The organism is Micromonospora sp. NPDC048905 (genome assembly GCF_040649655.1).
Taxonomy (GTDB): domain Bacteria; phylum Actinomycetota; class Actinomycetes; order Mycobacteriales; family Micromonosporaceae; genus Micromonospora.
On the sequence record NZ_JBEZFV010000007.1, the window covers coordinates 190,925 to 214,973 of the forward strand.

Annotated in this window: 19 protein-coding genes and 1 tRNA gene; 6 read left to right on the forward strand and 14 right to left on the reverse strand. The window is 71.9% G+C overall.

Annotation, left to right across the window (positions count from 1 at the left end; translation table 11 throughout):
* Positions 1-20: 20 nt before the first annotated feature.
* The 3 genes from AB0C01_RS20135 to prmC are packed head-to-tail and all read right to left on the reverse strand — an operon-like array spanning position 21 to position 2,227.
* Positions 21-632 carry a phosphotyrosine protein phosphatase gene (locus AB0C01_RS20135; protein ID WP_357571797.1) on the reverse strand — a complete coding sequence of 204 codons (612 nt, stop codon included), beginning with the start codon at positions 630-632 and terminating at the stop codon, positions 21-23.
* The gene (locus AB0C01_RS20140; protein ID WP_204945979.1) at positions 633-1,280 is read right to left on the reverse strand and encodes an L-threonylcarbamoyladenylate synthase; all 648 of its coding nucleotides are present in this window, start codon (positions 1,278-1,280) and stop codon (positions 633-635) included.
* A complete protein-coding gene (prmC, locus tag AB0C01_RS20145; protein ID WP_357246394.1) occupies positions 1,280-2,227 on the reverse strand; it encodes a peptide chain release factor N(5)-glutamine methyltransferase in 948 nt (315 codons plus the stop codon). The genes AB0C01_RS20140 and prmC overlap by 1 nt, the downstream gene beginning before the upstream one ends.
* A 74-nt stretch (positions 2,228-2,301) precedes the next feature.
* Between prmC and AB0C01_RS20150 the strand changes: the two genes are divergently transcribed.
* A complete protein-coding gene (locus tag AB0C01_RS20150; RefSeq protein WP_357246397.1) occupies positions 2,302-3,849 on the forward strand; it encodes a GGDEF domain-containing protein in 1,548 nt (515 codons plus the stop codon).
* A 34-nt stretch (positions 3,850-3,883) separates the two neighbouring features.
* Here the strand turns inward: AB0C01_RS20150 and prfA are convergent, their stop codons facing one another.
* Both prfA and rpmE read right to left on the reverse strand, forming a co-directional pair.
* The gene (gene prfA, locus AB0C01_RS20155; RefSeq protein ID WP_357246399.1) at positions 3,884-4,972 is read right to left on the reverse strand and encodes a peptide chain release factor 1; all 1,089 of its coding nucleotides are present in this window, start codon (positions 4,970-4,972) and stop codon (positions 3,884-3,886) included.
* Positions 4,973-5,096: 124 nt separating this feature from the next.
* A complete protein-coding gene (rpmE, locus tag AB0C01_RS20160) occupies positions 5,097-5,321 on the reverse strand; it encodes a 50S ribosomal protein L31 (RefSeq protein ID WP_355008073.1) in 225 nt (74 codons plus the stop codon).
* A 273-nt stretch (positions 5,322-5,594) separates the two neighbouring features.
* Here rpmE and AB0C01_RS20165 point away from each other — a divergent pair, with 273 nt between their 5' ends.
* Positions 5,595-6,491 (forward strand): AAA family ATPase, encoded by an 897-nt coding sequence (locus tag AB0C01_RS20165; protein ID WP_357571798.1) that lies wholly within the window; start codon positions 5,595-5,597, stop codon positions 6,489-6,491.
* A 60-nt stretch (positions 6,492-6,551) separates the two neighbouring features.
* On the opposite strand, the gene rho is transcribed toward AB0C01_RS20165, so the two are convergent.
* From rho to argS, 9 genes are all read right to left on the reverse strand, one after another.
* Positions 6,552-8,717 (reverse strand): transcription termination factor Rho, encoded by a 2,166-nt coding sequence (gene rho / locus AB0C01_RS20170; protein WP_357571799.1) that lies wholly within the window; start codon positions 8,715-8,717, stop codon positions 6,552-6,554.
* 298 nt (positions 8,718-9,015) lie between these two features.
* The gene (thrB, locus tag AB0C01_RS20175; protein ID WP_357571800.1) at positions 9,016-9,960 is read right to left on the reverse strand and encodes a homoserine kinase; all 945 of its coding nucleotides are present in this window, start codon (positions 9,958-9,960) and stop codon (positions 9,016-9,018) included.
* 64 nt (positions 9,961-10,024) lie between these two features.
* Entirely contained in the window at positions 10,025-11,269 is a 1,245-nt protein-coding gene (locus tag AB0C01_RS20180) for an MFS transporter (protein ID WP_357571801.1), read from the reverse strand.
* Between the two features lie 11 nt (positions 11,270-11,280).
* Positions 11,281-12,099, reverse strand: a complete 819-nt coding sequence (locus AB0C01_RS20185) for a polysaccharide deacetylase family protein (RefSeq protein WP_357571802.1) — start codon at positions 12,097-12,099, stop codon at positions 11,281-11,283.
* Positions 12,100-12,256: 157 nt separating this feature from the next.
* Positions 12,257-15,535, reverse strand: coding sequence for an efflux RND transporter permease subunit (locus AB0C01_RS20190; RefSeq protein ID WP_357571803.1), 3,279 nt, complete (start codon positions 15,533-15,535; stop codon positions 12,257-12,259).
* A 142-nt stretch (positions 15,536-15,677) separates the two neighbouring features.
* Complete coding sequence (gene thrC / locus AB0C01_RS20195) at positions 15,678-16,727, reverse strand: threonine synthase (RefSeq protein ID WP_357246418.1); 1,050 nt, start codon at positions 16,725-16,727, stop codon at positions 15,678-15,680.
* Positions 16,728-16,867: 140 nt separating this feature from the next.
* Positions 16,868-18,178 carry a homoserine dehydrogenase gene (locus AB0C01_RS20200; protein ID WP_357247143.1) on the reverse strand — a complete coding sequence of 437 codons (1,311 nt, stop codon included), beginning with the start codon at positions 18,176-18,178 and terminating at the stop codon, positions 16,868-16,870.
* 8 nt (positions 18,179-18,186) lie between these two features.
* Positions 18,187-19,572 carry a diaminopimelate decarboxylase gene (gene lysA, locus AB0C01_RS20205; protein ID WP_357571804.1) on the reverse strand — a complete coding sequence of 462 codons (1,386 nt, stop codon included), beginning with the start codon at positions 19,570-19,572 and terminating at the stop codon, positions 18,187-18,189.
* A gap of 1 nt (position 19,573) precedes the next feature.
* The gene (gene argS / locus AB0C01_RS20210) at positions 19,574-21,241 is read right to left on the reverse strand and encodes an arginine--tRNA ligase (RefSeq protein WP_357571805.1); all 1,668 of its coding nucleotides are present in this window, start codon (positions 21,239-21,241) and stop codon (positions 19,574-19,576) included.
* A 97-nt stretch (positions 21,242-21,338) separates the two neighbouring features.
* Between argS and AB0C01_RS20215 the strand changes: the two genes are divergently transcribed.
* The 4 genes from AB0C01_RS20215 (at position 21,339) to AB0C01_RS20230 (ending at position 23,997) form a co-directional block, all read left to right on the forward strand.
* Positions 21,339-22,142 (forward strand): DUF3105 domain-containing protein, encoded by an 804-nt coding sequence (locus AB0C01_RS20215; RefSeq protein ID WP_357246427.1) that lies wholly within the window; start codon positions 21,339-21,341, stop codon positions 22,140-22,142.
* Between the two features lie 8 nt (positions 22,143-22,150).
* The gene (locus tag AB0C01_RS20220; RefSeq protein WP_357246430.1) at positions 22,151-22,822 is read left to right on the forward strand and encodes a DUF305 domain-containing protein; all 672 of its coding nucleotides are present in this window, start codon (positions 22,151-22,153) and stop codon (positions 22,820-22,822) included.
* Between the two features lie 315 nt (positions 22,823-23,137).
* On the forward strand, positions 23,138-23,833 hold the full coding sequence (locus AB0C01_RS20225) for a winged helix-turn-helix domain-containing protein (protein ID WP_357247146.1): 696 nt from the start codon (positions 23,138-23,140) through the stop codon (positions 23,831-23,833).
* Positions 23,834-23,925: 92 nt separating this feature from the next.
* A tRNA-Arg gene (locus AB0C01_RS20230) sits at positions 23,926-23,997 on the forward strand.
* Positions 23,998-24,049 lie beyond the last annotated feature (52 nt).

A 24,049-nucleotide genomic window follows, 5' to 3' on the forward strand; every position in this document is an offset into this window, starting at 1 on the left:
GAAACTCGCACCGCGCCCAATCAGGGCAGCAGCGCGCCGGCCAGCGGGTGAACCGTCTCCTCGATCTCGTCGGCGACCCGGCTGAAGCACTGGTCACCACGGCCCCACGGGTCGTCCAGATCGTCCGTCGTCAACGCCGAGGCGCCCAACCGGGCGTCGTGGGCCGCTGCCACCAGGGCCACCCCCCGGGCGTACACGGCCTCCGGGGTCGCGTCACCCGGCGGCAACGCGGCGGCGTCCACCGCGGCCAGCAGCCGACCGAACTCACCCAGCACGAACGTGCGGGCCGCCGCGTCCGGCCGCAACGCCACCACGTACTCCTGCTGGTCGGCGGTGGCGGTCAGCACCAGGTCGGCGGCGTCGATGTGGTCCGACCGCAGCTTGCGCGCGGCGAACCCCTCGACGTCCCCACCACGGCCGGTGACCTGCCGGGCCGCCGGCGGATTCATCTCCTCGCCCGCGTGCCAACCACCCGTGCCGGCGCTGTGGCTGTGCAGCAAATTATCGGCCTGGGCCGGGTCCTGCGCACGCCGCGTCAACCGCTCCCGCACCGCCAGAGCGAGCAGCCGCTCCGCCATCGGGGAGCGGCAGATGTTGCCCATGCAGACGTGCAGGACCGTGAACGGGGGCACTCAGACCCCCCGACCGTCGACGAGGTCCGGAACGACGTCGCGCAGCTTCTCCAACGGGATCGCCCCGGCCCGCAGCAGTTGCGGCACCTCACCGGTCAGATCCACGATCGTGCTGGGCACCGGATCCGGGCACGGCCCGGCCTCCAGGTAGGCCCGCACCGAGTAGCTGAGCTGGTCCCGTGCCTCCTCGGCGGTCACCGCGGCGGGCTGGCCGGTCTTGTTGGCCGACGAGACCGCCATCGGGCCGGTCTCCCGCAGCACCTCGAGCGCCACCGGGTGCAGCGGCATCCGCACCGCCACCGTGCCGGTCTTGTCGCCCAGGTCCCACTGGAGGCTCGGCGAGTGCTCGACCACGATCGTCAGCGCACCCGGCCAGAACGCCTCCACCAGGTCCCGGGCTGCGGTGGGCAGCGAGAAGACCAACCCGTCCAGGGTGTGCCGCGAGCCGATCAGCACCGGCGGCGGCATCTGCCGACCCCGGCCCTTGGCATCCAGCAGGGCCTTGACCGCGTACGGGGTGAACGCGTCCGCGCCGATCCCGTAGACGGTGTCCGTCGGGAGGACGACAAGCTCGCCGTTCTTGACCGCCTCGATGGCCGCAGCGATGCCGCGGTCCCGATCGGCGGGCGATCGGCAGTCGTAAAGCATCACGAGGAGTCAGTCTGCCACGCCGCCCCGATCGGGGCGTGCTGGCCGTCCGCCCGTCGGGACGCGGTGGCGTAACGGGGACGTCCGGTGAGGTCCAGATGCGCCGTGACAGCGGTGAAGCCACCGTCGCCGGCAAGCAGCGCGGGAACCGCCGCGCCGTGGGTGTCGTCGTGCTCCACCCCGAGCACGCCGCCCGCGCGCAGCAGCACCGCCGCACGGCTGACGACCGGCCGGATCACCGCCAGGCCGTCCGCGCCGCCGAAGACCGCCTCCGCGGGGTCGTGCCCGGCCACCTCCGGCGGGACCACCACGTCGTCCGGCACGTACGGCGGGTTGCAGAGCAGCACGTCCACCGAGCCCACCAGGGACGCCAGCAGGTCCGGCGCGGTCACGTCCGCCTCGACCACCTCGATCGGCCGGTCTCCCGACGCGGCCCGCTCCGCCGCGTTGCGCCGCAACCAGGCCAGCGCCCGCGGGGACCGCTCCACCGCGATCACCCGCGCACCCGGCACCTCCTGCGCCACCGCCAGCGCGATCGCCCCCGAGCCGCTGCAGAGGTCGACCACCACCGGGTCGGTACGGCCCCGGGCCTGCTCGACACCCCAGCCGGCCAGCAGCTCGGTCTCCGGCCGGGGCACGAACACACCCGGCCCGACCGACAGGTCGAGGTGCCGGAACCCGGCCCGGCCGGTCAGATGCTGCAACGGCACCCGCGCGGCCCGACGGCGCGTCAGCTCGTCGAGCCGCGCCAACTGCTCCTCGTTCAGGTCGTCGGCGAGAGCCAGCCGGCCTCGGGAGACCCCCAGCACGTACGCGGCCAGCACCTCCGCCTCCGCCCGGGCCGAGCCGACCCCGGCGGCGGCGAGCGCGCGGGCCACCCGAGCCACCGCGGCGGACGGGCGGGTGGGGCCTGTCCCTTCGGGGGGGTGTTGCGGCAGAGTGGTCACGCGACAATCATGATGCGTCGCGGGCAGCGCGACCAACGGGTGCGCGGGCGGCGCACACGACAGGAGGTCGGCGGGTGGGGTGGCTCGACCGGGTCGATGACCAGGTTGACTTCCTCACGCGCGCCCGGGCGCTGCAGGAGGCCAGTCGCTCCGCGGAGTCGTACGTCCTGCTCGAACGTGTGATCCGCACCACCACCGATCCGGCGGCGCGTGCGGACGCGATGGTGCAGCGCCTCTCCGCCCTGATCAATCTCGGTCGGACGGCGGAGTTCACCCGGGCCATCGAGGAGGCGTCGGCGGCCGTCCGCGATCTCGCCGAGCCCTACCTGCACGGGCACCTCAACGCGCTCGCCGCCCTCGCCGCACACCACCAGGGCGCACTGGACCGTTCGGTCACGCACCTCGTCCGAGCCGCCCGCGCGCTGGGCGCCGTCGAAGACCCGGACCGGGACACCGCCTGGGGCTGGCACGACCTGGCCATGGCGTACAGCTACCTCAGCTTCCACGGATACGCCCTGGGGGCCATCGAACGAGCCCGGCAACTCGGTCTCACCGCCGGGATCCCCGAGGAGACGTTCGCCGCGCCGGGCATCCGGCTGCGCAACGCCGTGGCACTGGACCACAACGGCGACAGCGACGGCTGCCTGCGGGTGCTCCGGGACGTGGCCGCCGACCTGGCCCGCTTCATCGACTCCGGGCGGGCCGGGCGGCTGCGCCCGAGCAGCCTCGCCGCGTACGGCTACGCGTCGGCCCGGCAGGCCGCGCTCGGCGACCAGGTGGAGACCGACGGGAAAGCCGAACCGGCCCGCCTGATCAGCCACGGTGGGGACAGCTCCCGCGCTCGCGACCTGCGTCAGCTCGGGCAGGTGTGCCTCGCCGTCGCCGACGGCCGGCCGATCGAGGCGGTCGCCCGACTGGACACCGTCCAGGTCTCCAACGAGACGCTCGGGGCGGCCGAGCCGGCCCGACTGCGCAGCATCGCGCTGGCCCGTGCCGGCGACCACGCGGCGGCGCACCGGGCCGACCGGCTGGCGTTCCGGCTCGCCGCCCAACGCAACGATCGGCTGCGCGACGTCTACATCGACGGCATCGCCGCCCGGATCGACCACGAGGAGATGCGCCGCGAGGCGGCACGGTTCGAGGGCGAGGCGTTGACCGACCCGCTCACCGGGCTGCCCAACCGCCGCCGGTTGGAGCGCTACATCACCGCCGTGGTCACCCGAGGCGACCGGGTGGTGATCGGTGTCTGCGACCTGGACGGCTTCAAGGCGGTCAACACCCGCCACGGGCACCACTCCGGTGACCTGGTGCTGCAACGCATCGCCGGAGTGATCAACCGGGTGATGCGCCGGGGTGACTTCGTGGCCCGCTACGGCGGCGACGAGTTCGTGGTGGTGCTGCCGGACACCGGCATGCGCGAGGCCGCCGAGGTGGCCCGCCGGATCGAGGCCGCCGTCCGACTCGAAGACTGGGAGTCGCTGGTGCCGGGGACCCCGGTCGGGGTGAGCATCGGCTTCGCGGAGGTCTCCGGCGGCGGTGGGCTGCGGGACGCCCTCGGCGTCGCCTTCGAGCAGGCCGACCGGGCCATGCTCCGCGCCAAGTCGCGTCCCCGCGCGAGCTGATCGCCCGGCGGACAGCGGCGGGGCGCGGCGGCGGTCAGCGGCGGGTCAGCTCGGTGTCGCCGGCGAGCCGGGCGGCGCGGTCGGCCTCGGCGAGCGCGTCCAGCACCCCGTCCAGGTCGCCGGCGAGCGCCAGGTCCAGGTTGTACGCCGTGTAGCCGATCCGGTGGTCGCTGATCCGGTTCTGCGGGTAGTTGTAGGTGCGGATCCGCTCCGAGCGGTCGACCGTGCGCACCTGCGCCTTGCGGGCGTCCGAGGCGGCGGCGTCGGCCTGCTCCTGCGCGGCGGCGAGCAGCCGGGCGCGCAGGATCCGCATGGCCTGCTCCCGGTTCTGCAACTGGGACTTCTCGTTCTGGCAGGAGACGACGATGCCGGTCGGCAGGTGGGTGATCCGCACCGCGGAGTCGGTGGTGTTCACCGACTGACCACCCGGGCCGGACGAACGGAACACGTCGATGCGCAGCTCGTTCTGGTCGAGGGTGACGTCGACGTCCTCGGCCTCGGGCAGCACCAGCACTCCGGCGGCGCTGGTGTGGATGCGGCCCTGCGACTCGGTGACCGGGACCCGCTGCACCCGGTGCACACCGCCCTCCCACTTGAGTCGCGACCAGACGCCGTTGCCGCCCTCCGGCACACCCTTCGTCTTGATCGCCAGCGAGACGTCCTTGACCCCGCCGAGGTCGGAATCCTGGGCGTCGATCACCTCGGTGATCCAGCCGTGCCGCTCGGCGTAGCGGGTGTACATCCGCAGCAGGTCAGCGGCGAAGAGAGCCGACTCCTCGCCACCCTCACCGGCCTTGATCTCGACGATCACGTCCTTGGCGTCGTGGGGGTCACGCGGAATGAGCAGCTCGGCGAGGCGCTCCTCCAGCATCGGCACGGATCCGGCGATGGACTCCGCCTCGCCCGCGAAGGACGGGTCCTCGGCAGCCAACTCACGAGCCGCGGACAGGTCGGCGCGGGTCTGCTCCAGCTCGGCAGCGGCCTTGTGCAGGGGCACCAGCTCCGCGTAGCGGCGACCCACCCTGCGCGCGGTGGCCTGGTCGGCGTGGATGGCCGGATCGGCCAACCGCTTCTCCAGCGTCGCGTACTCGTCGAGGAGGGCGGCCAGACGCTCGCTGCTCATGCTGCGGATGCTCCTTCGACGGTGCGAAGCCGGCCGGGCCGAAGGCCGCCGGCTGCGTAACAGGGCACAACGCGGACGGCGCCCGCGCCCGGTGGAAAACCGGACGCGGGCGCCGAACGAGGAGTTACTTGGCCTTCTTGGCCTGAACCTTGGCGTACTTCTGCTGGAACTTCGCGACCCGGCCGGCGGTGTCGAGAACGCGCTGCTTACCGGTGTAGAACGGGTGGCAGGCGCTGCAGGTCTCGGCGTGGATCGTGCCGCCCTTGGCGGTGCTGCGGGTCGTGAACGTGTTGCCACAGGAGCAGCTGACCTCGGTGGTCACGTACTCCGGGTGGATGTTTGCCTTCATCGCCTCGGTCCTCTCGTTGGTGGTCGCCGGGTCGCCGTCATCACTCGTCGCGCCGTACACGACGGGCTCGGGCGTGAACCGGAACCGGTGGCCGATTGACCAGTGTGCCATGGGCCTGAGCCGACCCGGTAATCGGGCCGCACACCTCGTCCGGCATCGTCAACACGTGCTACCCCACCCGCATTCCCGCCGCCCGGCGGGGCATTCGCCCACCCGGCGGTCCGCCGCCGCGTACCCCGCCGGGGGTACGTCCCACGAGCCGGAGGGATACCGGTGACCCGCCTGATCGCCACCCGCGGACTACCCGCCTCGGGTAAGACGACCTTCGCCCGAACGCTCCAACCGTCCGTGGCCCGGGTGAACCGGGACGACCTGCGCCGGATGCTGCACGGCGAGCGGCTCTTCACCCAGTGGGCCGAGGCCCAGGTGACCGTCGCACAGCGGTCCCAGGTCGAGGCGTTGCTGCGCGCCCGGGTGGACGTCTGCGTGGACGACACCAACCTGCGCTCGCGGGCCCTGCGGGGCTGGGCCGACCTGGCCGCCCGGCACGGCGCTGATTTCGAGGTGCACGACTTCACCGACGTGCCACTTGACGAGTGCCTGCGCCGCGACGCCGCGCGCCCACCTGCCGACCAGGTCGGCGCGGACGCGATCCGTCAGCTGCACGAGCGGTACCTGGAGGGGCGGACCCTGCCGTTGCCGGTGCCGCAGGCCCGCACCGGACGCCCCGCCGTGGTGCACCCGCCGTCGACCGAGCCACCGGAGATCGTCCTGGTGGACATCGACGGCACCGTCGCGCTGGCCGTGTCCCGCAGCCCGTACGACATGACCCGGGTGGGCGAAGACGCGCCGAACACGGCGGTGATCGCGGCGGTCCGGGCGATGCACGCCGCCGGATACGGGGTGGTCTTCTGCTCCGGGCGGGACGCCTCCGCCCGAGCGGCCACCGAGGCCTGGCTGGACCAGCACGTCCAGGTGCCGTACCTCGGCCTGCACCTGCGCGCCGTCGGCGACTCGCGGAAGGACTCGGCCGTGAAGCGGGAGATCTACGACCGGGAGATCCGGGACCGTTACCGGGTGGCCGGTGTCTTCGACGACCGTGCCCAGGTGGTCCAGATGTGGCGAGCCCTCGGCCTCACCGTCTTCCAGGTGGCCGACGGCGACTTCTGAGCCGCGAAGGGGCACGGCCAGGACGGCCGTGCCCCTTCGTCGTCGATCACCCGGGACTGGTTACTCCCCCGGCGTCGACTTCGCGATCTGCATCAGGAACTCGATGTTGGTACGGGACTGCTTGAGCCGGTCCAGCAGGAGATCCATCGCCGCCTGCGAGTCCAGCGAGTGCAGCACCTTCCGGAGCTTGTGGATGATGGCCAGCTCCTCGGGTGCGAGCAGGACCTCTTCCTTCCGGGTGCCGGACGGGTTGATGTCGATGGCCGGGAAGGTCCGCTTGTCGGCGATCTTCCGGTCCAGCTTCAGCTCCGCGTTGCCGGTGCCCTTGAACTCCTCGAAGATGACCGTGTCCGCCATGGAACCGGTCTCCACCAGCGCCGTGGCGATGATGGTCAACGACCCGCCGTTCTCGATGTTGCGCGCCGCGCCGAGGAAGCGCTTCGGCGGGTAGAGCGCCGTGGAGTCGATACCACCCGACATGATCCGGCCGCTGGCCGGAGCCGCCAGGTTGTACGACCGACCGAGCCGGGTCACCGAGTCGAGCAGCACGACCACGTCGTGTCCAAGCTCGACCAGGCGCTTGGCCCGCTCGATGGCCAGCTCGGCCACCGTGGTGTGGTCCTGCGGCGGACGGTCGAACGTGGCCGCGATGACCTCGCCCTTGATCGACCGCTGCATGTCGGTGACCTCTTCAGGCCGCTCGTCGACCAGCACCACCATCAGGTGGCACTCCGGGTTGTTGCGGGTGATCGCGTTCGCGATCGCCTGCAGCACCATCGTCTTACCCGCCTTCGGCGGCGACTGGATGAGTGCCCGCTGGCCCTTGCCGATCGGCATGACCAGGTCGATGACCCGGGTGGTCAGGATGTGCGGCTCGGTCTCCAGGCGCAGGCGCTCCTGCGGGTAGAGCGGAGTGAGCTTGTAGAACTCCGGACGACGCCGGGCCTCCTCCGGCTCCATCCCGTTGATCGTGTCCAGCCGCATCAGCGGGTTGTACTTGTCGCGCCGCTGGTCGCCGCTGTTACCGCCCTCGCGGGCCGCCCGCACCGCACCGGTGATCGCGTCACCGCGGCGCAGGCCGTACTTCTTGATCTGGGACATCGAGACGTACACGTCGTTCGGGCCGGCCAGGTAGCCGGTGGTCCGCACGAAGGCGTAGTTGTCGAGCACGTCGATGATGCCGGCCACCGGGACGAGCACGTCGTCCTCGCTGACCTGCGGCTCACGCCCACCGGTGTCGGTGCCGGTCTCGGTGCGCTCACCGCGCCCGCGACGACGGTCCCGGAAACGGCTGCGCCGGCCACGCCGGCCGCCGCCCTCGCCGTCATCGTCGTCGTTGTCCCGCTCGACACGCTCGACACGCTGACCACGGTCGTTGCGGTCGCCCCGGTCGCCCCGGTCGTTGCGGTCGTTGCGCTCGCCCCGGTCGGAGCGCTCCGTGCGCTCGTTCCGCTCGCCGCGCTCGGCCCGCTCGCCCCGGTCGTTGCGCTCGGCACGATCCGCCCGCTCGCCCCGGTCGGAGCGCTCGGTGCGGTCCACGCGCTCGGTGCGCTCGGCACGTTCCGGACGCTCGGCCCGCTCGGCCCGCTCGGCCCGCTCGGCCCGCTCCGGACGCTCGGCCCGCTCGGTGCGCTCGGCCCGCTCGGTGCGCTCGGCCCGCTCCGGACGCTCGGCCCGCTCGGTGCGCTCCGGACGCTCGGCCCGCTCGCGGCGGTTCTCGCCACGGTCGGCCCGGTCGCCGGCTTCCGCCTCGTCGGTACGCGTCTCGGCCGGACGTGCCGTCTCGGTCGAACGCGCCTCAGCCGGACGGGTCTCCGCCGCTGCGGCCCGGCTCCGCCGGGTGCGACCACGGCCCTCGGTTTCGGGGGCTGGCTCAGCCGCTGCCGGCTCGGCGCCACGTCCTTCGGCGGCCGGCCGGTCGGCGGTCTCCCGCACCTCGGCGCGCACCCCCTCACGGGTCGGGGCTGCTGCGGCCGCGACCTCGGCCCGCGGTCGAGGGGTCCCGGCGGCGTTGCCGCCCTGCCGCTCGGAAATCGCGGCGATCAGCTCGCCCTTGCGCATGCGAGCCGTGCCGGAGATGCCGAGCGACGCAGCCAGGCTCTGCAGCTCTGGCAGCAGCATCGCCGACAGACCGGTGCCGCTACGCCGACGACGGGCGGGAGCGGCGGCGGTGGCATCGCCAGCGACGTTGGAAACATCCGACGTCACGTCGGTGGTGTCGCTCAATGGATTCCTTCCCTCGATAAAGGCCGGGACTGCCCGGAGTCGGAACTAAGGTGGCCGGGCGGCCTCGGTGCACCCGCCTCGCAAGGACGCGTCGCGGGAGTCTGTGACACAGCAGCCGGTCGGTATCCCGACTCACCAACGTCGGTGAGCAGGTCTCGCCGTCTGCGGCGACCTGTGGAATCTGCGGTGCGGCGTGGGCCTTTGGCAGGGGTGTGACGGGCTGACCGCCGAGAGCTTCGGGGTGCGCCGCCTCGCAGGAGATCGCGTGCTTCGCGGCTGTGCTAGGTCTAGAGCGTAATCAACTCTTCCGACCTGCGGCAACAGGGCCCCGCTCGGCGTGTCCAAGTCTACCCCGAGCAACCCGCGCACCGCTGACGTCTATCGGTAACTGCCAGATTTCCCAGTCTGTTCCCACCGGGAAGCCCTCCGGGGGCTCGCTGAACGCCAGCACGGTGGGGCCGGCCCCACTGACCACGGCTGCCACACCAGCCGCTCGCAACGCTCTGACCAGCGCCGATGTGCCTGGCATCCCGGATGCGCGGTAGTCCTGGTGGAGTCGGTCGACGGTCGCCGGCAGCAGCAGCCCCGGGTCGGCGGTGAGCGCGTGCACCAGCAGAGCCGCCCGCCCCGCGGTCAACGCGGCGTCGCCGTGCGGCACGGTGGCCGGCAACGCGGCCCGCGCGGCAGCGGTCAACCCGCGCTCCGCCGGGACGAAGACGGTGGGCAGCACCCCGTCCGCGACCGGCAGGGACACCGCCCGCGCGCCCGTCGGCTCGGACCAGGCCACCGTGAAGCCGCCGAGCAGGCACGGTGCGACGTTGTCGGGATGGCCCTCGATCTCGGCGGCCAGCCGGAGCGCGGCCCCGTCGTCCAGCCGGTGCTCCCCGTCGGTGACCAGGGCACGGGCCAGCAGCACCCCGGCGACGATCGCGGCGGACGAGGAGCCCAGCCCGCGCGCCTGCGGGATCCGGTTGACGCACTCCACGCTCAGGCCCTCGGGGTGGGCGTCGAGCACGTCGAACACGGCCCGCATGGCCCGCACCACCAGGTGCCGGTCGTCGTCCGGCAGCTCACCGGCACCCTGCCCGGTCACCGTCACCCGGACCCCGCCCGGCGCGACCTCGGCGGACACGTCGTCGTAGAGCCCGAGGGCGAGACCCAACGCGTCGAAGCCCGGACCCAGGTTGGCGCTGGTCGCGGGGACCCGGACACGGACCGGCCCGGCGGTGAAGTTCGTCGGCACGCGCTCATGCTAGGCGTCGGCACCGACGAACCGGCCCGTTGCCCGCTGCCTGGGACCGCCGAGTTCAGCCGGCCGGGTTCGGGACCGGTTCCGCAACCGGATCGCTGAGCGTGAGCCGGCGGGTGGCGATCCGCCAGCCGACCGCGTACACGAGGGTGATCAGCCCGCAGCCGGCGAGCACGACCCGTTCGTCCACCACGTCCACGACCAGGGCCACGGCCAGCTGACTCACCGAGATCGCCAGCGTCGCGAGCATCATGTCGGTGGCGAAGACACGCCCACGCAACCGGTCCGGAACCTCGCCCTGCAGGGCGAAGTTCGACATCACCCAGTTGCTGCCGCCGGCGAAGTGCGCCACGAAGACCAGCAGCAGCACCAACGGGAACCAACGCACCACCGACGTGCCCAGATAGGACAGCCCGTAGAGCGACATCGACAGCGCGAGCCCGGGCAGCAACCACGCCCGGTTGGTGAGCACCCGACGCATCAGGATCGGCCCCACCAACGCACCGGCCCCACGCACCGCGAAGAGCAGGCCGGCGCCGAGCGGGCCGACGCCGTACACGCCGGCCAGCAACGGGAACACGGTCAGCACGCCGTTGCCCAGGCCCACCGCCGACTTGACCGTGACCAGCGCGAGCACCCGGGGGCGGTGACCGATGTAGCCGAGCGCCTCGCGGACGGCGGCCCAGGTCCGCTGGGCCGGCAGGTCGGCGTCCCGTGGCGCCTGCAACGGCCGGCGGATCCGGGTGGCGAGGGCCGCGGCCAGCGCCAGGCCGACCGCCGCCACCCAGAAGCAGACGTACGGGCCGGCAGCGGTGCTGAGGACGCCACCGAGCGAGGCACCGACGACGGTCATGGTGCCCCAGGCCGAGCCGGCGACCGCGTTACCGGCGGCCAGCTCGTGCGGCTCCAGCACGTTGGGCAGCGCGGCCTGCGCGGCCGGCGAATAGAACGCCTTGGCCACCGCGACCACCCCGATCGCGACGAGCGCCAGCCACGCCGTGGCGGCGCCGCGCACGCCGAGCAGCAGCAACACGCCGGCCAGCGCGGCCACGTTGGCCGCGATCATGATCTTCCGGCGGTCGAAGCGGTCGGCGATCGTCCCGGTGTACGGCAGCAGCAGCGCCACGATGCCGGTGTCCACCGCCAACACCAGCGCGCCCCAGACCCCGCTGCCGGTCAGCTGCGGTAACAGCACCAGCAGCGGCACCATGACGAACCAGTCGGCGCCGAAGACCACCAGTTCGGCCAGGAAGAGGTTGCGGAAGCTCCGGTTGCCGGTCAGGACCGAGAGGGTGGACGCCACGGAGCGGCACCTTACCTGGTCGGGGTCGGGGCCACGCTCGCTGTCAGCAGCGCCGAAACCGTGACGAAGGTGTAACCAAGCGACCGCAGTCCATTGATCATGTCGGTCAGGCCGCGGAGCGCGACCAGTCGCCGATGGGCCCCCACATCGTGGCCGAGCACGATCGTTCCCGGTCGGACCTCAGCCACGATCCGCCGGGCGTGGCCGGCCGGGTCGTCGGGAAACTCGCGCTCCACCATCTGCAGCGACCAGAGCACCAGCCGGTAGTCCAGCCGCGCCGCCGCGTGCAGCACCGCCCCGCCCAGGTGACCGTACGGTGGGCGAAGCAGCCGGGGCTGAGTCCCGGTCACGTCCGCGATCGCGTCGTGGCTCCGGCGCAGGTCGTCGTACGCCTCGACGGCGTCCAACTCGGCCAGGTCCCGGTGGTCCCAGCTGTGGTTGCCCACCTCGTGCCCCGCGAGCCGGTCGCGGACGACGTCGGCGTGCCGGCGGACCTGCGCGCCCACCATGAAGAACGTGGCCGGAACCTGGTGCCGGGCCAGGGTGTCGAGCACCATCGGAGTCCACTGTGGTGCCGGGCCGTCGTCGAAGGTGAGGGCCACCAGACGCTGACTGGTCCTTCCCGACCAGAAGACCTCAAGCGCGCCGGCGCCGACATCCTGCTGGCCGTTTCCGAGTGTGGCGCTGGCGGGGCCGCCGGCGATCGGCAGCCGACGATGGGTGCCCTGCCACGCCTCGGACGCCCCGGCGCCGATGGCAACCCCGCCGACCACCAGCAGGCCACGGCGCAACAGATCGCGCCGCCCCCACCCTCGCGTGCCGTCGGCCATCCGCCCACCCTTGCGTCACCCGCACCCATCTATCTACGAAGAGTACGCAAGAAGTTACACAAGGTGCGGCTCCGGTCGGATCGGAGTGTTTCGGTCGACAGACGCAGGAACGCCCCCGGCAGAACCCTGCCGGGGGCGTTCCGAGTCGCGGTCCGACCTACTCGGTCGACTCCGACGGAGGCAGCGGCGAGGTACGGCTACGGGGCAGCCGCAGCACCTCGAACTGGTCCGTACCCTCGACCAGCGCGGCCGACGGCGCGGCTCGCCCGGCCGGCTGCGCACCCTCGGCCGCGGCCGCGGCAGGTGCGCCGCTCGGCACCGCCACCTGGTTCGGGGCCGACACCTCGTCGGTCTCCGCCGCGGTCACCTCCGACCTGCCGGCGCGCCGCCGGTCGCGTCGGTCCCGCAGCGACTCCTTGGTGTGCTCCACCATCGTGTAGAGCGTCGGCACCAGGATCAGGGTGAGCAGCGTGGAGCTGAGCAGACCGCCGATCACCACCACCGCCAGCGGCTGCGAGATGAACCCGCCCTCACCGGTCAGCCCGAACGCCATCGGCAGCAGCGCGAAGATGGTCGCCACCGCGGTCATCAGAATCGGACGCAGTCGACGCCGGCCGCCCTCGACCACCGCCTCCCGGACGCCCATGCCCTGCGCCCGGTACTGGTTGATCAGGTCGAGCAGCACGATCGCGTTGGTCACCACGATGCCGACGAGCATCAGCACGCCGATCAGCGCCGGCACGCCGAGTGGCGTCCCGGTGACCAGCAGCAGACCGATCGCGCCGGTCGACGCGAACGGGATGGAGATCAGCAGGATCAGCGCCTGGGTGAGGCTGCGGAACGTCGCCACCATGATCAGGAAGACGATCGCGATCGCCACCAGCACCGCCAGGCCCAGGTCACCGAACGCATCCGCCTGATCCGCGCTGACGCCACCGATCGTGAAGCTCGCGCCCGGCACGTCGAGGGCGTCCAGCCGCTTCTGCAGCTCCTTGCTCGTCGCGCCCAGGTTCGAGCCGGTCGCCGCACCGGTCACCGACACGCTGCGCTCGCCGTCGATCCGGGTGACCTGCTGCGGCCCCTCGCCCTGGGTGACGTCCGCGATGTCGTCCAACTTGACCGACCCCACCGGCAGCGCCCGCAGCTCCTCCACCGACATCGGCGGCCGCGTGCCCAGCCGCAGCACCACGTTCTGCTGCTGGCCGTCGAGCGAGACCTGACCCAGGGGCGCTCCCCGGAACGCCTGGGACACGAGCTGCCCCACGGCGGCCTCGGTGAGTCCGGCCCGGCCGGCGGCGACCCGGTCGACGGTCACGTCGACCCGCGGCACGCGCTCGGCCAGGCTGGTGGAGACATCCTCGACGTCCGGGACGCCGGCCATCGCCGACCGGGCCTCCTCGGCGGCCCGGGTCAGCACCTCCGGGTCGCTGGCCTGGACGACCACCTCCAGCTGGCTGGTCGACGCCTCCTGCCCGCCACCGAAGCTGATCTCACCCACACCGGCGCCGAGCTTGTCGAACTCCTTGCGCAACACCTCACGCATCTGCTTCGCGTCGGTGTCACCGTCGAGCGCCAACGACCAGCTGGCGACGTTGTTGCCGCCGCCACCCGCCCACGGGTTGTCGCCACCGCCGGCGGTCACCTGGTACGTCTCGACGCCCCTGGTGGCCGACAGCACCGACTCGACCTGCCTGGCCGCCGCGTCGGTGGCCGCCAGGCCACTTCCGGCCGGCAGCTCCTGGCTCATGTTGAGGGTGTCCTGGCCGGAGTCGTCCAGGAAGTTGGTCTCCAGCTTCTGGGCCAGACCGAAGGTGCCGAAGAGCACCAGCAGGCCGAGCCCGACGGTGATCCACCGAGTCGACCGCTTGCGGGTGGCGAACCCGACCACCGGCAGGTACGCCCGCTGCAACGGGCTGCGCAGCTCCTTCTCCTCCGCGCCACGCCGCACCGCCTCGTCGTCCGCGGTGCCGCCACGCGGCTTCAGGAACCAGTACGCGAGCACCGGGATCACGGTCAGCGACACCAGCAGCGAGGCGAGCAGCGCCACCGTCACGGTGATCGCGAACGGTGCGAAGAGCTGACCCACGAACCCGCCGACCAACGCGATCGGCGCGAACACCGCCACCGTGGTGAGGGTGGACGCGGTCACCGCACCCGCGACCTCACGGACGCCGGTGACGATGGCGTGGCGCTTCTCCTCGCCGTACTCCAGGTGTCGTTTGATGTTCTCCAACACCACGATCGAGTCGTCCACCACCCGGCCGACCGCGATGGTCAACGCGCCGAGGGTGAGCAGGTTGAGCGAGTAGTCACCGATCCACAGGGCGATCAACGCCACCAGCACGGAGAGCGGGATGGAGACCGCGGTGACCACCGTCGAGCGCACCGACAGCAGGAAGACCAGGATGACGATGACCGCCATCACCAGGCCGAGCAGACCCTCGGTGGTCAACGACTCGATCGACTTCTCGACGAACGGCGCCTGGTCGAAGACGACCGTCAGCTCCGCACCGGAGGCGTCCTTCAGGTCGGCGAGCCGGTCCCGGATCTCGTGCGAGATCTGCACGGCGTTGCCGTCCGGGGCGGCGGTGACCGCGATGCCGAGGCTGTCCTTGCCGTTGGTCCGGGTGATCGCCGTGGCCGGTGCGAGCTGCTGCTCGACCGTCGCCACATCACCGAGACGAACCGGCGTCGCGCCGGGGGTGACGACGATGCCGCGGAGGTCCTCCAGGTTGGCGATCGGCGCACCGACCTGCACCGGAAGGGCCAACCCGCCGTCGGTCACCGCGCCGGCCGGAACGGCCACGCCGTTGGTCTTCAGCGCCGCGCCGATCGCCGTCGGCTGCACCTGCGCCGCGGCCAGCTTCGCCGGGTCCGGGGTGACCACCACGACGTCGTCGCGGGTGCCGGTCACCTCGACCGTGCGTACCCCCTCGATGCCCTCCAGCTCCGGCACCACCGTCGCCTGGAGCTTCTCGGCGAGCGCCCGCTCGTCCGCCGCGCCGGCCGCGGCCAGCACCACCGCCGGCAGGTCGTCGGTGCTACCGGCGATGACCTGGGGGTCGACGCTCTCCGGCAGCTGGGCGTCGATCCGGCTCAGCGCGGTCTGCATCTTGTTGACCACGTCGTCCAGGTCGGTGCCGAACTCGTACGTCACCTGGACGGTGGCCGACCCCTCGCGGGACGTGGAGGTGACCTTGTCCAACCCCGGAATGCCCTGGAGGGCGTTCTCGATCGGCTCGGTCACCTGCGACTCGACGATCTCGGGGCCGGCACCGGGGTAGGGGGCCACGATGAACGCGGCCGGGAATTCGAGCGACGGCAGCAGTTGCTGCTTCAGCGACGGCACGGCGAACACTCCGAACACCGTGGTCACCACCGCGATGAGGGCGATCAGCCCTCGGTTGGCGAGGCTGAATCTGGCAAGCAGCGACATCGGCCTGGTTCACTCCTGAACGAGAATGCGGGCGGGGATACGTGAAAGTGTGCCGGATTCGATCACCGGAACCCCCGCCGCCCCCGACGCAGTCTCACCACCCGACCGCCGGCCTGCCCGCAGCGGGCGGCCGGCGGCGCGCTCAGGCCAGGTCGAGGGCGCGAGCGGCGGCCATCGGGTCGTTCGCGATGGTCAGCGGCGCCGGCGCCGTGGAGATCGCCCACTCCGGGTCCTTGAGGCCGTGGCCGGTCACCGTGCAGACCACCGTCGACCCGGGCGGCACCGCGCCCGCCTCAGCCTGCTGGAGCAGGCCGGCCACGCTGGCCGCGCTGCCCAACTCGACGAAGACCCCCACCTCGCGGGCGAGCAGCCGGTACGCGGAAAGGATCTCCCGGTCGGTCACCGCGGCGATCAGGCCACCGGAGGTGTCCCGGGCGTCCAGTGCCTTGGTCCAGCTCGCCGGGTTGCCGATCCGGATCGCCGTGGCGATCGTCGACGGCTCCGGCACCACCTGGCCGGTCACGATCGGGGCGGCACCGGACGCCTGGAAGCCGTACATCTTCGGCGTGCGGGTGGTGGCGCCGGCGGCCCGATCCTCCGCGTAGCCCATCCAGTAGGCGGAGATGTTGCCGGCGTTGCCGACCGGCAGGCAGTGGATGTCGGGCGCGTCACCGAGCGCCTCGACGACCTCGAAGGCGGCGGTCTTCTGGCCGTGCAACCGGTCGATGTTCACCGAGTTGACGAGCGCGACCGGGTGGTCCTGGGCCAGCTTCGCGGCGAGCGACAGGCAGTCGTCGAAGTTGCCACTGACCTGGAGCAGCTTCGCGCCGTGCACCAGCGCCTGGGCCAGCTTGCCCAACGCGATCTTGCCCTGCGGCACCAGGACCGCGCAGGTGAGCCCGGCCCGCGCCGCGTACGCCGCCGCGGAGGCGCTGGTGTTGCCGGTGGAGGCGCAGATGATGGCCTTGTTGCCGGCCTCGACCGCCTTCGACACCGCGAGGGTCATCCCCCGGTCCTTGAACGAGCCGGTCGGGTTGGCGCCCTCCACCTTGAGGTGCACGTCGCAACCGATCCGGGCGGACAGCACCGGCGCCGGCAACAGCGGCGTGTTGCCCTCGTGCAGCGTGACGACCGGCGTGGCCGCGGTGACCGGCAGCCGATCCCGGTACGCCTCGATCAAACCCCGCCACATGTCGATCTCCTCGCCTCTACCGCCGCACCGACCCGAGCATCAGGGCCACCTTGGACCAGCCTGCCGGAGTGGTCGATGGCACACCCCGGCTTACCCACCTGTCGGGACGCACGAGCCCACCCATCGATGGTGTCAACGAATCAGGCGCCACCCTCGACCCGCAACACACTGGTCACGGACCGGACAATGTCCAGACCGCGCAACTCGCCGACGGTCGCGGCGAGCGCGGCGTCCGGCGCCACGTGGGTGACGATGACCAACTCGGCGTCGCCGTCACGGCCGGGCGACCCACCCGCCGAGCCCTGCCGCACCGTCGCGATCGACACGTCGTGCCGGGCGAACACGCCCGCCACGGCGGCCAGCACACCCGGACGGTCGGCCACGTCCAGGCTGACGTGGTAGCGGGTCAACGCCTCACCCATCGGCCGGACCGCCAGGGCCGCGTACGCGCTCTCGCTGGCCGCGCGCACCCCGGCGAGCCGGTTGCGGGACACCGCGACCACGTCGCCGAGCACCGCGCTGGCGGTCGGCGCACCCCCGGCGCCCCGACCGTAGAACATCAACTGCCCGGCCGCGTCCGCCTCCACGAAGACCGCGTTGAACGCGTCGCCGACGCTGGCCAGCGGGTGGCTGCGCGGGATCATCGCCGGGTGCACCCGGACGCTCACGGTCTCCCGGCCGGTGGGGTCGACGCCCCGGGCCGCGATGCAGAGCAGCTTGATCGTGCAGCCCATCGCCTGGGCGCTGGCCATGTCCGCGGCGGTCACCTCGGTGATGCCCTCGCGGTGCACGTCGGCCGCGCCGACCCGGGTGTGGAACGCCAGCGAGGCGAGGATCGCCGCCTTCGCCGCCGCGTCGAAGCCCTCCACGTCGGCGGTCGGGTCGGCCTCCGCGTACCCCAGGGCGGTGGCCTCTTCGAGGGCCTCGGCGAAGCCGGCGCCGGTCGCGTCCATTGCGGAGAGGATGAAGTTGGTGGTGCCGTTGACGATGCCGGTGACCCGGTTGATCCGGTCCCCGTGCAGCGACTCGCGCAGCGGGCGCAGCAGCGGGATCGCACCGGCCACGGACGCCTCGTAGTAGAGGTCGCCGCCGCCCTCGGCCGCCGCCTCGTGCAGGGCCACCCCGTCCTCGGCGAGCAGCGCCTTGTTGGCGGTGACCACGCTCTTGCCGGCCCGCAGCGCCTCGACCAGCCAGCCCCGGGCCGGCTCGATACCGCCGACCACCTCGATCACCACGTCCACGTCGTCGCGTTTGATCAGGCCGAGCGCGTCGGTGGTGAACAGGGCCTCGTCGACGGGCAGGTCACCGCGGTCGCGGCCGAGCCGGCGGACGGCGATGCCGGCGATCTCCAGTGGAGCGCCGATCCGGGCCGTCAGGTCGGCCGACTGCTCGTGCAGCAGCCGGACCACCTCCTGGCCGACCGTGCCACAGCCGAGCAGCGCCAAGCGCACAGGTGACGTCATCCAACATCCAATGCCAGCAGGTCCTCTTCGGTTTCCCGGCGGACGATCAGGCGCGCCTGGCCGTCACGTACCGCCACGACCGGGGGCCGGGGCACGTGGTTGTAGTTGCTGGCCATGCTCCGGCAGTAGGCACCGGTGCCGGGCACTGCGACAAGATCTCCGGGCTGCACGTCGGCGGGCAGGAATTCATCCTTCACCACGATGTCCCCTGACTCACAGTGCTTTCCCACCACGCGGGCGAGCAACGGCTGCGCGGTCGAGGCCCGGGAGGCCAACGTCGCCGAGTAGGACGCGTCGTAGAGCGCCGTGCGGATGTTGTCGCTCATCCCGCCGTCGACGCTGACGAACGTGCGGATGCCGTCGAGCTCCTTGACCGTGCCGACCTCGTAGAGGGTGAACACGGCCGGGCCGACGATGGCCCGCCCCGGCTCGATCGACAGGTACGGCACGGCCAGGTTCTCCGCCGCGCACTCCAGGTCGACGATCTTGCGCAGGCGCTTGGCCAGGTCCTGCGGAGTGGCCGGGTCGTCCTGGGTGGTGTACGCGATGCCGAAGCCGCCGCCCAGGTCCAGCTCGGGCAGCTCCACCCCGCGTGCGTCGCGGATCTGCGCCTGGAGGGCGAGCACCCGGCGGGCCGAGACCTCGAAGCCGCTGGCGTCGAAGATCTGGGAGCCGATGTGCGAGTGCAGACCCCGCAACTCCAGGACACCCTCGTCGAGGATCTTGAAGGCGGCGGTCGCGGCGGCACCGCCGGCCAGCGAGAAGCCGAACTTCTGGTCCTCGTGGGCGGTGGCGATGAACTCGTGGGTGTGCGCCTCCACGCCGACCGTGACCCGGACCAGCACCCGGGGCCGGACCCCGCGCTCGCGGGCGAGCGCGGTGAGCCGGTCGATCTCGGTGAACGAGTCGACGATGATCCGTCCCACTCCGGCGTCCAACGCCCGGGACAGCTCGGCGACCGACTTGTTGTTGCCGTGGAAGCCGATCCGCTCCGGCGGCATCCCGGCCGAGAGCGCGGTGGCCAGCTCACCCCCGGTGCAGACGTCCAGGTGCAGGCCCTCCTCGGCGATCATCCGGACCACCGCCCGGCAGAGGAACGCCTTGCCCGCGTAGTAGACGTCCTCGGTGGGGAAGGCCGCCCGGAAGTCGCGGCAGCGCGAGCGCAGGTCGGCCTCGTCGAGGACGTACACCGGGGTGCCGAACTCGGCCGCGATGTCGCGGACGCTGAGGCCCGCGACGGCGACCGCGCCGTCCGCGCCGCGCGTCACCGACCGCGGCCACAGCGCCGGCACGAGGGCGTTGACATCCGCCGGGGTACGCAGCCAGGCCGGCCCCCGGTCGCTGATGTCCGCGTGCAGCGCTCCGGCCTCATGAGCCCTCATGTCACATCCTCTCGGGCGCGGAGACGCCGAGCAGGTAGAGGCCGTTGGCGACGACCGTGCGGGTGGCGTTGTTGAGCCAGAGCCGGGCGCGGTGCAGGTCGGTGATCTCCTCGTCGCCGCGCGGCAGCACCCGACAGTCGTCGTAGAACCGGTGGTAGGACGGCGCGACGTCCTCCTCCAGGTAGCGGGCCACCCGGTGCGGCTCGCGCAGTTCGGCGGCGGTGGCGACCACCGCTGGGAACTGGGCGAGCGCCTTGAGCAGCTTGTTCTCCTTCTCGTGACTGAGCAGTTCGGGGCGGAACGCGTCGGCGTCACCCGCGAGCAGCCCCACCTCGGCGGCGTTGCGGGCCACGCCGGCCGTCCGGGCAGCCACGTACTGCACCTTGTAGACCGGGTTGTCGTTCTTGGCCTTGGTCCACAACTCGATGTCGATGTCGATCGGGGAGTCGCTGGAGTAGCGGGCCAGCGCGTACCGGGAGGCGTCCACGCCGATGGCCTCGACCAGGTCCTCCAGGGTGATCACCGTGCCGGCCCGCTTGCTCATCCGCATCGGCGCGCCGTCGCGCAGCAGGTTGACCAGCTGCCCGATGAGGATCTCCAGGTTGCGGTCCGGGTCGTCACCGAAGCAGGCGGACATCGCCTTCATCCGGCCGATGTAGCCGTGGTGGTCGGCGCCCAGCATGATCACGACGCGCTCGAAGCCGCGCTCGCGCTTGTCCAGGTAGTAGGCGCAGTCCGCGGCGAAGTACGTCCACTCGCCGTTGGACTTGCGCAGCACCCGGTCCTTGTCGTCACCGAAGTCGGTGGTGCGCAGCCAGGTGGCGCCCTCGGACTCGTAGAGGTGTCCCTGCTCGCGCAGCCGGTTCAGCGCCAGGTCGAGCTCACCCCGGTCGTGCAGGTCCTTCTCGTTGAAGTAGGTGTCGAACTCCACTCCGAAGTCGCGCAGCGAGGTGCGAATCTCGTCGAACATCAGCGCGACGCCCTCGACCCGGAAGATCTCCTGGGCGGCGTCGTCGTCGAGCGAGCGCACCTCCGGCCGGCGGGCCTGCACCTCGGCGGCGATCTCGGCGATGTACGCCCCGCCGTAGCCGTCCTCCGGGGCCGGCTCACCCTTGGCGGCGGCCAGCAGTGAGCGGGCGAACCTGTCGATCTGCGAGCCCGCGTCGTTGAAGTAGTACTCCGTGCCGACCTCGGCGCCGGTGGCCCGCAGCAGCCGGCTCAACGCGTCGCCGACGGCCGCCCAGCGGACCCCGCCGATGTGCACCGGCCCGGTCGGGTTGGCCGAGACGAACTCCAGGTTGATCTTCTCCCCGGCGAGTCGCTCGCTGCGGCCGTACTCCGCGCCGGCCTCGACGATCACCCGGGCGAGCTGACCGGCGGCGGCCGCGTCGAGCCGGATGTTCAGGAAGCCCGGCCCGGCGATTTCCACCGATTTGACACCGGCCGTCCGGCCCAGTTCGTCGGCCAGCGCGGTCGCCAGTTCCCGGGGCGGGACCCCCACCTTCTTGCTCAACTGCAGCGCGAGCGTCGACGCGTAGTCGCCGTGCTCGGGGTTGCGCGGTCGCTCCACCACCGTGCTCGCCGGCAGCGCGGCGTGGTCGAGCCCACGCTGCGCGAAGACGGCGTGGGCGGCGGCAAGGACGACCGAGGCTAGTTCTGCAGGAGTCACCCAGCCATGTTATCGGGGGTAGACTCGGGCACTCGGCGGCTCCCCTGCGCGTCTACCGGCCCGCCACTCCCCTGACCGACCGACTTGACGAGGCACGATGAGCATCAGCACCCCGGGTGGCCCTGAGCGCCGCCCGACCGTGGTCAGCACCGGCAAGAAGCCGGCCGCGGGCCGGCCGGCGCCCGGCGCCAAGGCCGGTTCCGGTAAGCCGGCCGGCTCCCCCCGGGCCGGCGGCAAGGGCCCGCGCAAACCGGTCACCCCGGTCAAGGTGAGCCAGGGCCGCGCCTGGGGGCCGATCGCGCTCTTCGTCGCGGTGGGCGTGCTCGCGGCCGGCATCATCGGCTACGGCGCCTACGCGGCGTTCCAGGGCTCCAAGCCGTGGGACAAGCGGGCCAACGCCATCGACGGCATCGTCAACATCCGCAAGACCGACGGCGAGAGCCTGAAGTACGAGTCGCACAAGTCGGGTCCACTGACCTGGAAATACTCGCCGCCGGTGGGTGGCGTGCACAACGCCGCCTGGCAGAACTGCATGGGCGACGTCTACGACGCGCCGATCGCCAACGAGCACGCGGTGCACAGCCTGGAGCACGGCGCGGTGTGGGTCACCTACCGCCCCGACCTGCCCAAGGACCAGGTCGACAAGCTCGCCGGCAAGGTGCGCGGCGTCGAGAAGATGCTGATGAGCCCGTACGAGGGCCTGGACAAGCCGATCTCGTTGCAGGCCTGGGGCTACCAGCTCAAGCTCGACAACGCCGACGACTCGCGGATCGACGAGTTCATCAAGGACCTGCGGGTGAACGCCTCCGCCGAGGGCCCGACGGCGCTCTGCAACACGGGCATCACCGCCACCGGCACCACGCCGCGTGAGCTTCCGCAGCAGCAGCAACCCCAGCAGTAAGGACGCCGATGACCGCCCCCGCCACCACCGACAGCGAGTACGACGACACCCCGGCCGTCCCGGACGAGGACGGCCGGGCCCCGGCGTCGCGTTACGGCGTGCTGGCGCTCGCCGTCATGGTGGTGGTGGGGCTGCTCCTCGGTTATGCGGGTGGCCTGCTCACCCCCCGGTTGACCCGCCCCGGTGACGCGTCGGTCGAGGCGGGCTTCGCCCGGGACATGACGACCCACCACGCGCAGGCGGTGGAGATGAGCCTGATCGCGTACCGGTCGGCGACCCTCCCCGAGGTGCGGCAGATCGCCGTCGACATCGCCACCGGGCAGCAGGGCGAGATCGGCGCCATGCAGACCTGGCTGCGCGAGTGGGGCCTCAGCCCGACCGGTTCGAAGCCGCCGATGTCGTGGATGTCCGACGGAGCCGCCGTCAAGAACGGCCTGATGCCGGGGATGGCCACCCCGCAGCAGATGACCGCCCTGCGGGACGCCAGGGGCATCGAGGTCGACAGGCAGTTCCTGACCCTGATGTACGACCATCACCTGGGCGGCATCCACATGATCGACGCGGCGCTCGACGAGACCGGCAACGACGAGGTCGTCCGGGTGGCACAGACGATGAAGAACACCCAGCAGACCGAGCTGAACAACCTCCGGCAGCTCCAGGCGCAGGCCGCCAAGGGCTGACCGACCGGTTCGGGCGTACCCGGCCCGCGTTCCCGCCGATCGGTGCGGTGACGCGGGCCGCGCCATGTCGAGGCCACCTCCCCCGGCACCGCCTTGATCGACTCGCCTTTCCGGAAGTCGGGCTGTCCTCGCAACCAGGACGCCCCGACCTGCAGGAACCCGAGTCGATCACAGCGGGCAGACCACCACCTCTGACCCTTGATGCACCCCTAAGTACCTTGTGGGTGATTTGACCGGGACAGGCGATTACGTTGCTTCGAGACTTTTCTCCCCACATATCGTGACCAGTTGCGATTCGTGCTCGTTGCCCAAGACGTGGGGGTTGCACTCAGAGACGCACGGCGTTCGGTCACCAGTTGGTGCCGACGTCACACCATCGGCGGTGACGGGGCGGTGGCAGCCGTCCGTCGCGGACAGCGGCAGAGCGAGCCGGGAATGCTCAGCCGCGAACAGGAACTCGAACTGATCGACACACTGCGGGGCGTCCACCCCGACGAGTTCGGCCTGGACGACGAGCTGTGGACGAGGCAGAGCCTCACCACGCTCATCCAGCGCCGATTCGACCTGCCGTTGGACGCCGGGGCGGTCGGGGCGTACCTGCGGGCCTGGGGGTTGGGTCCGCGCGAGCCGCGCGAGCGGGCCTGTGGGCTCTGCGTCAGCGCGGTCGAGCGCTGGGTCCGCAGTGAGTACCCGGCGATCACCAGGGCCGCCCAGGAGCACCTCGCCGAGGTCTACTGGATCGGTCGGATCCGGCTGCGCGGCACCATGCCGGCGGCGGACGTGATCTCCGCCGTCTCGTCCCGCGGCCGGGTGCGCTTCATGATCACCACACCGACGGTGGACCCGCCGCTCCCCCGCGACTTCGTGCTGCGGCTCAGCGGCGAGGAGCAGCGCACCGTGCACCTGATCGTGGACGGCTCCTGGCCGCGCAACGAGTGGCCACGCCGGCTCCCCCGGCGAATCGTCCTGCACCCGCTGCCCAGCTGTGGGCGGGCCGTCGCGGCCGCCTGAGCACCGGGTGAGCCGGTCGTCGACACGATCGGCTCACCCGATACCGATTCGGCGTACGCGGAGGAGGTTTGCTAGTCTTCTCCAGTCGCTGAGCCCCCGTAGCTCAGGGGATAGAGCACCGCCCTCCGGAGGCGGGGGCGCAGGTTCGAATCCTGCCGGGGGCACCTTGGACCATGAATGCCCCGGCCGTTTCGCCGGGGCATTCTTGCGTTGGGT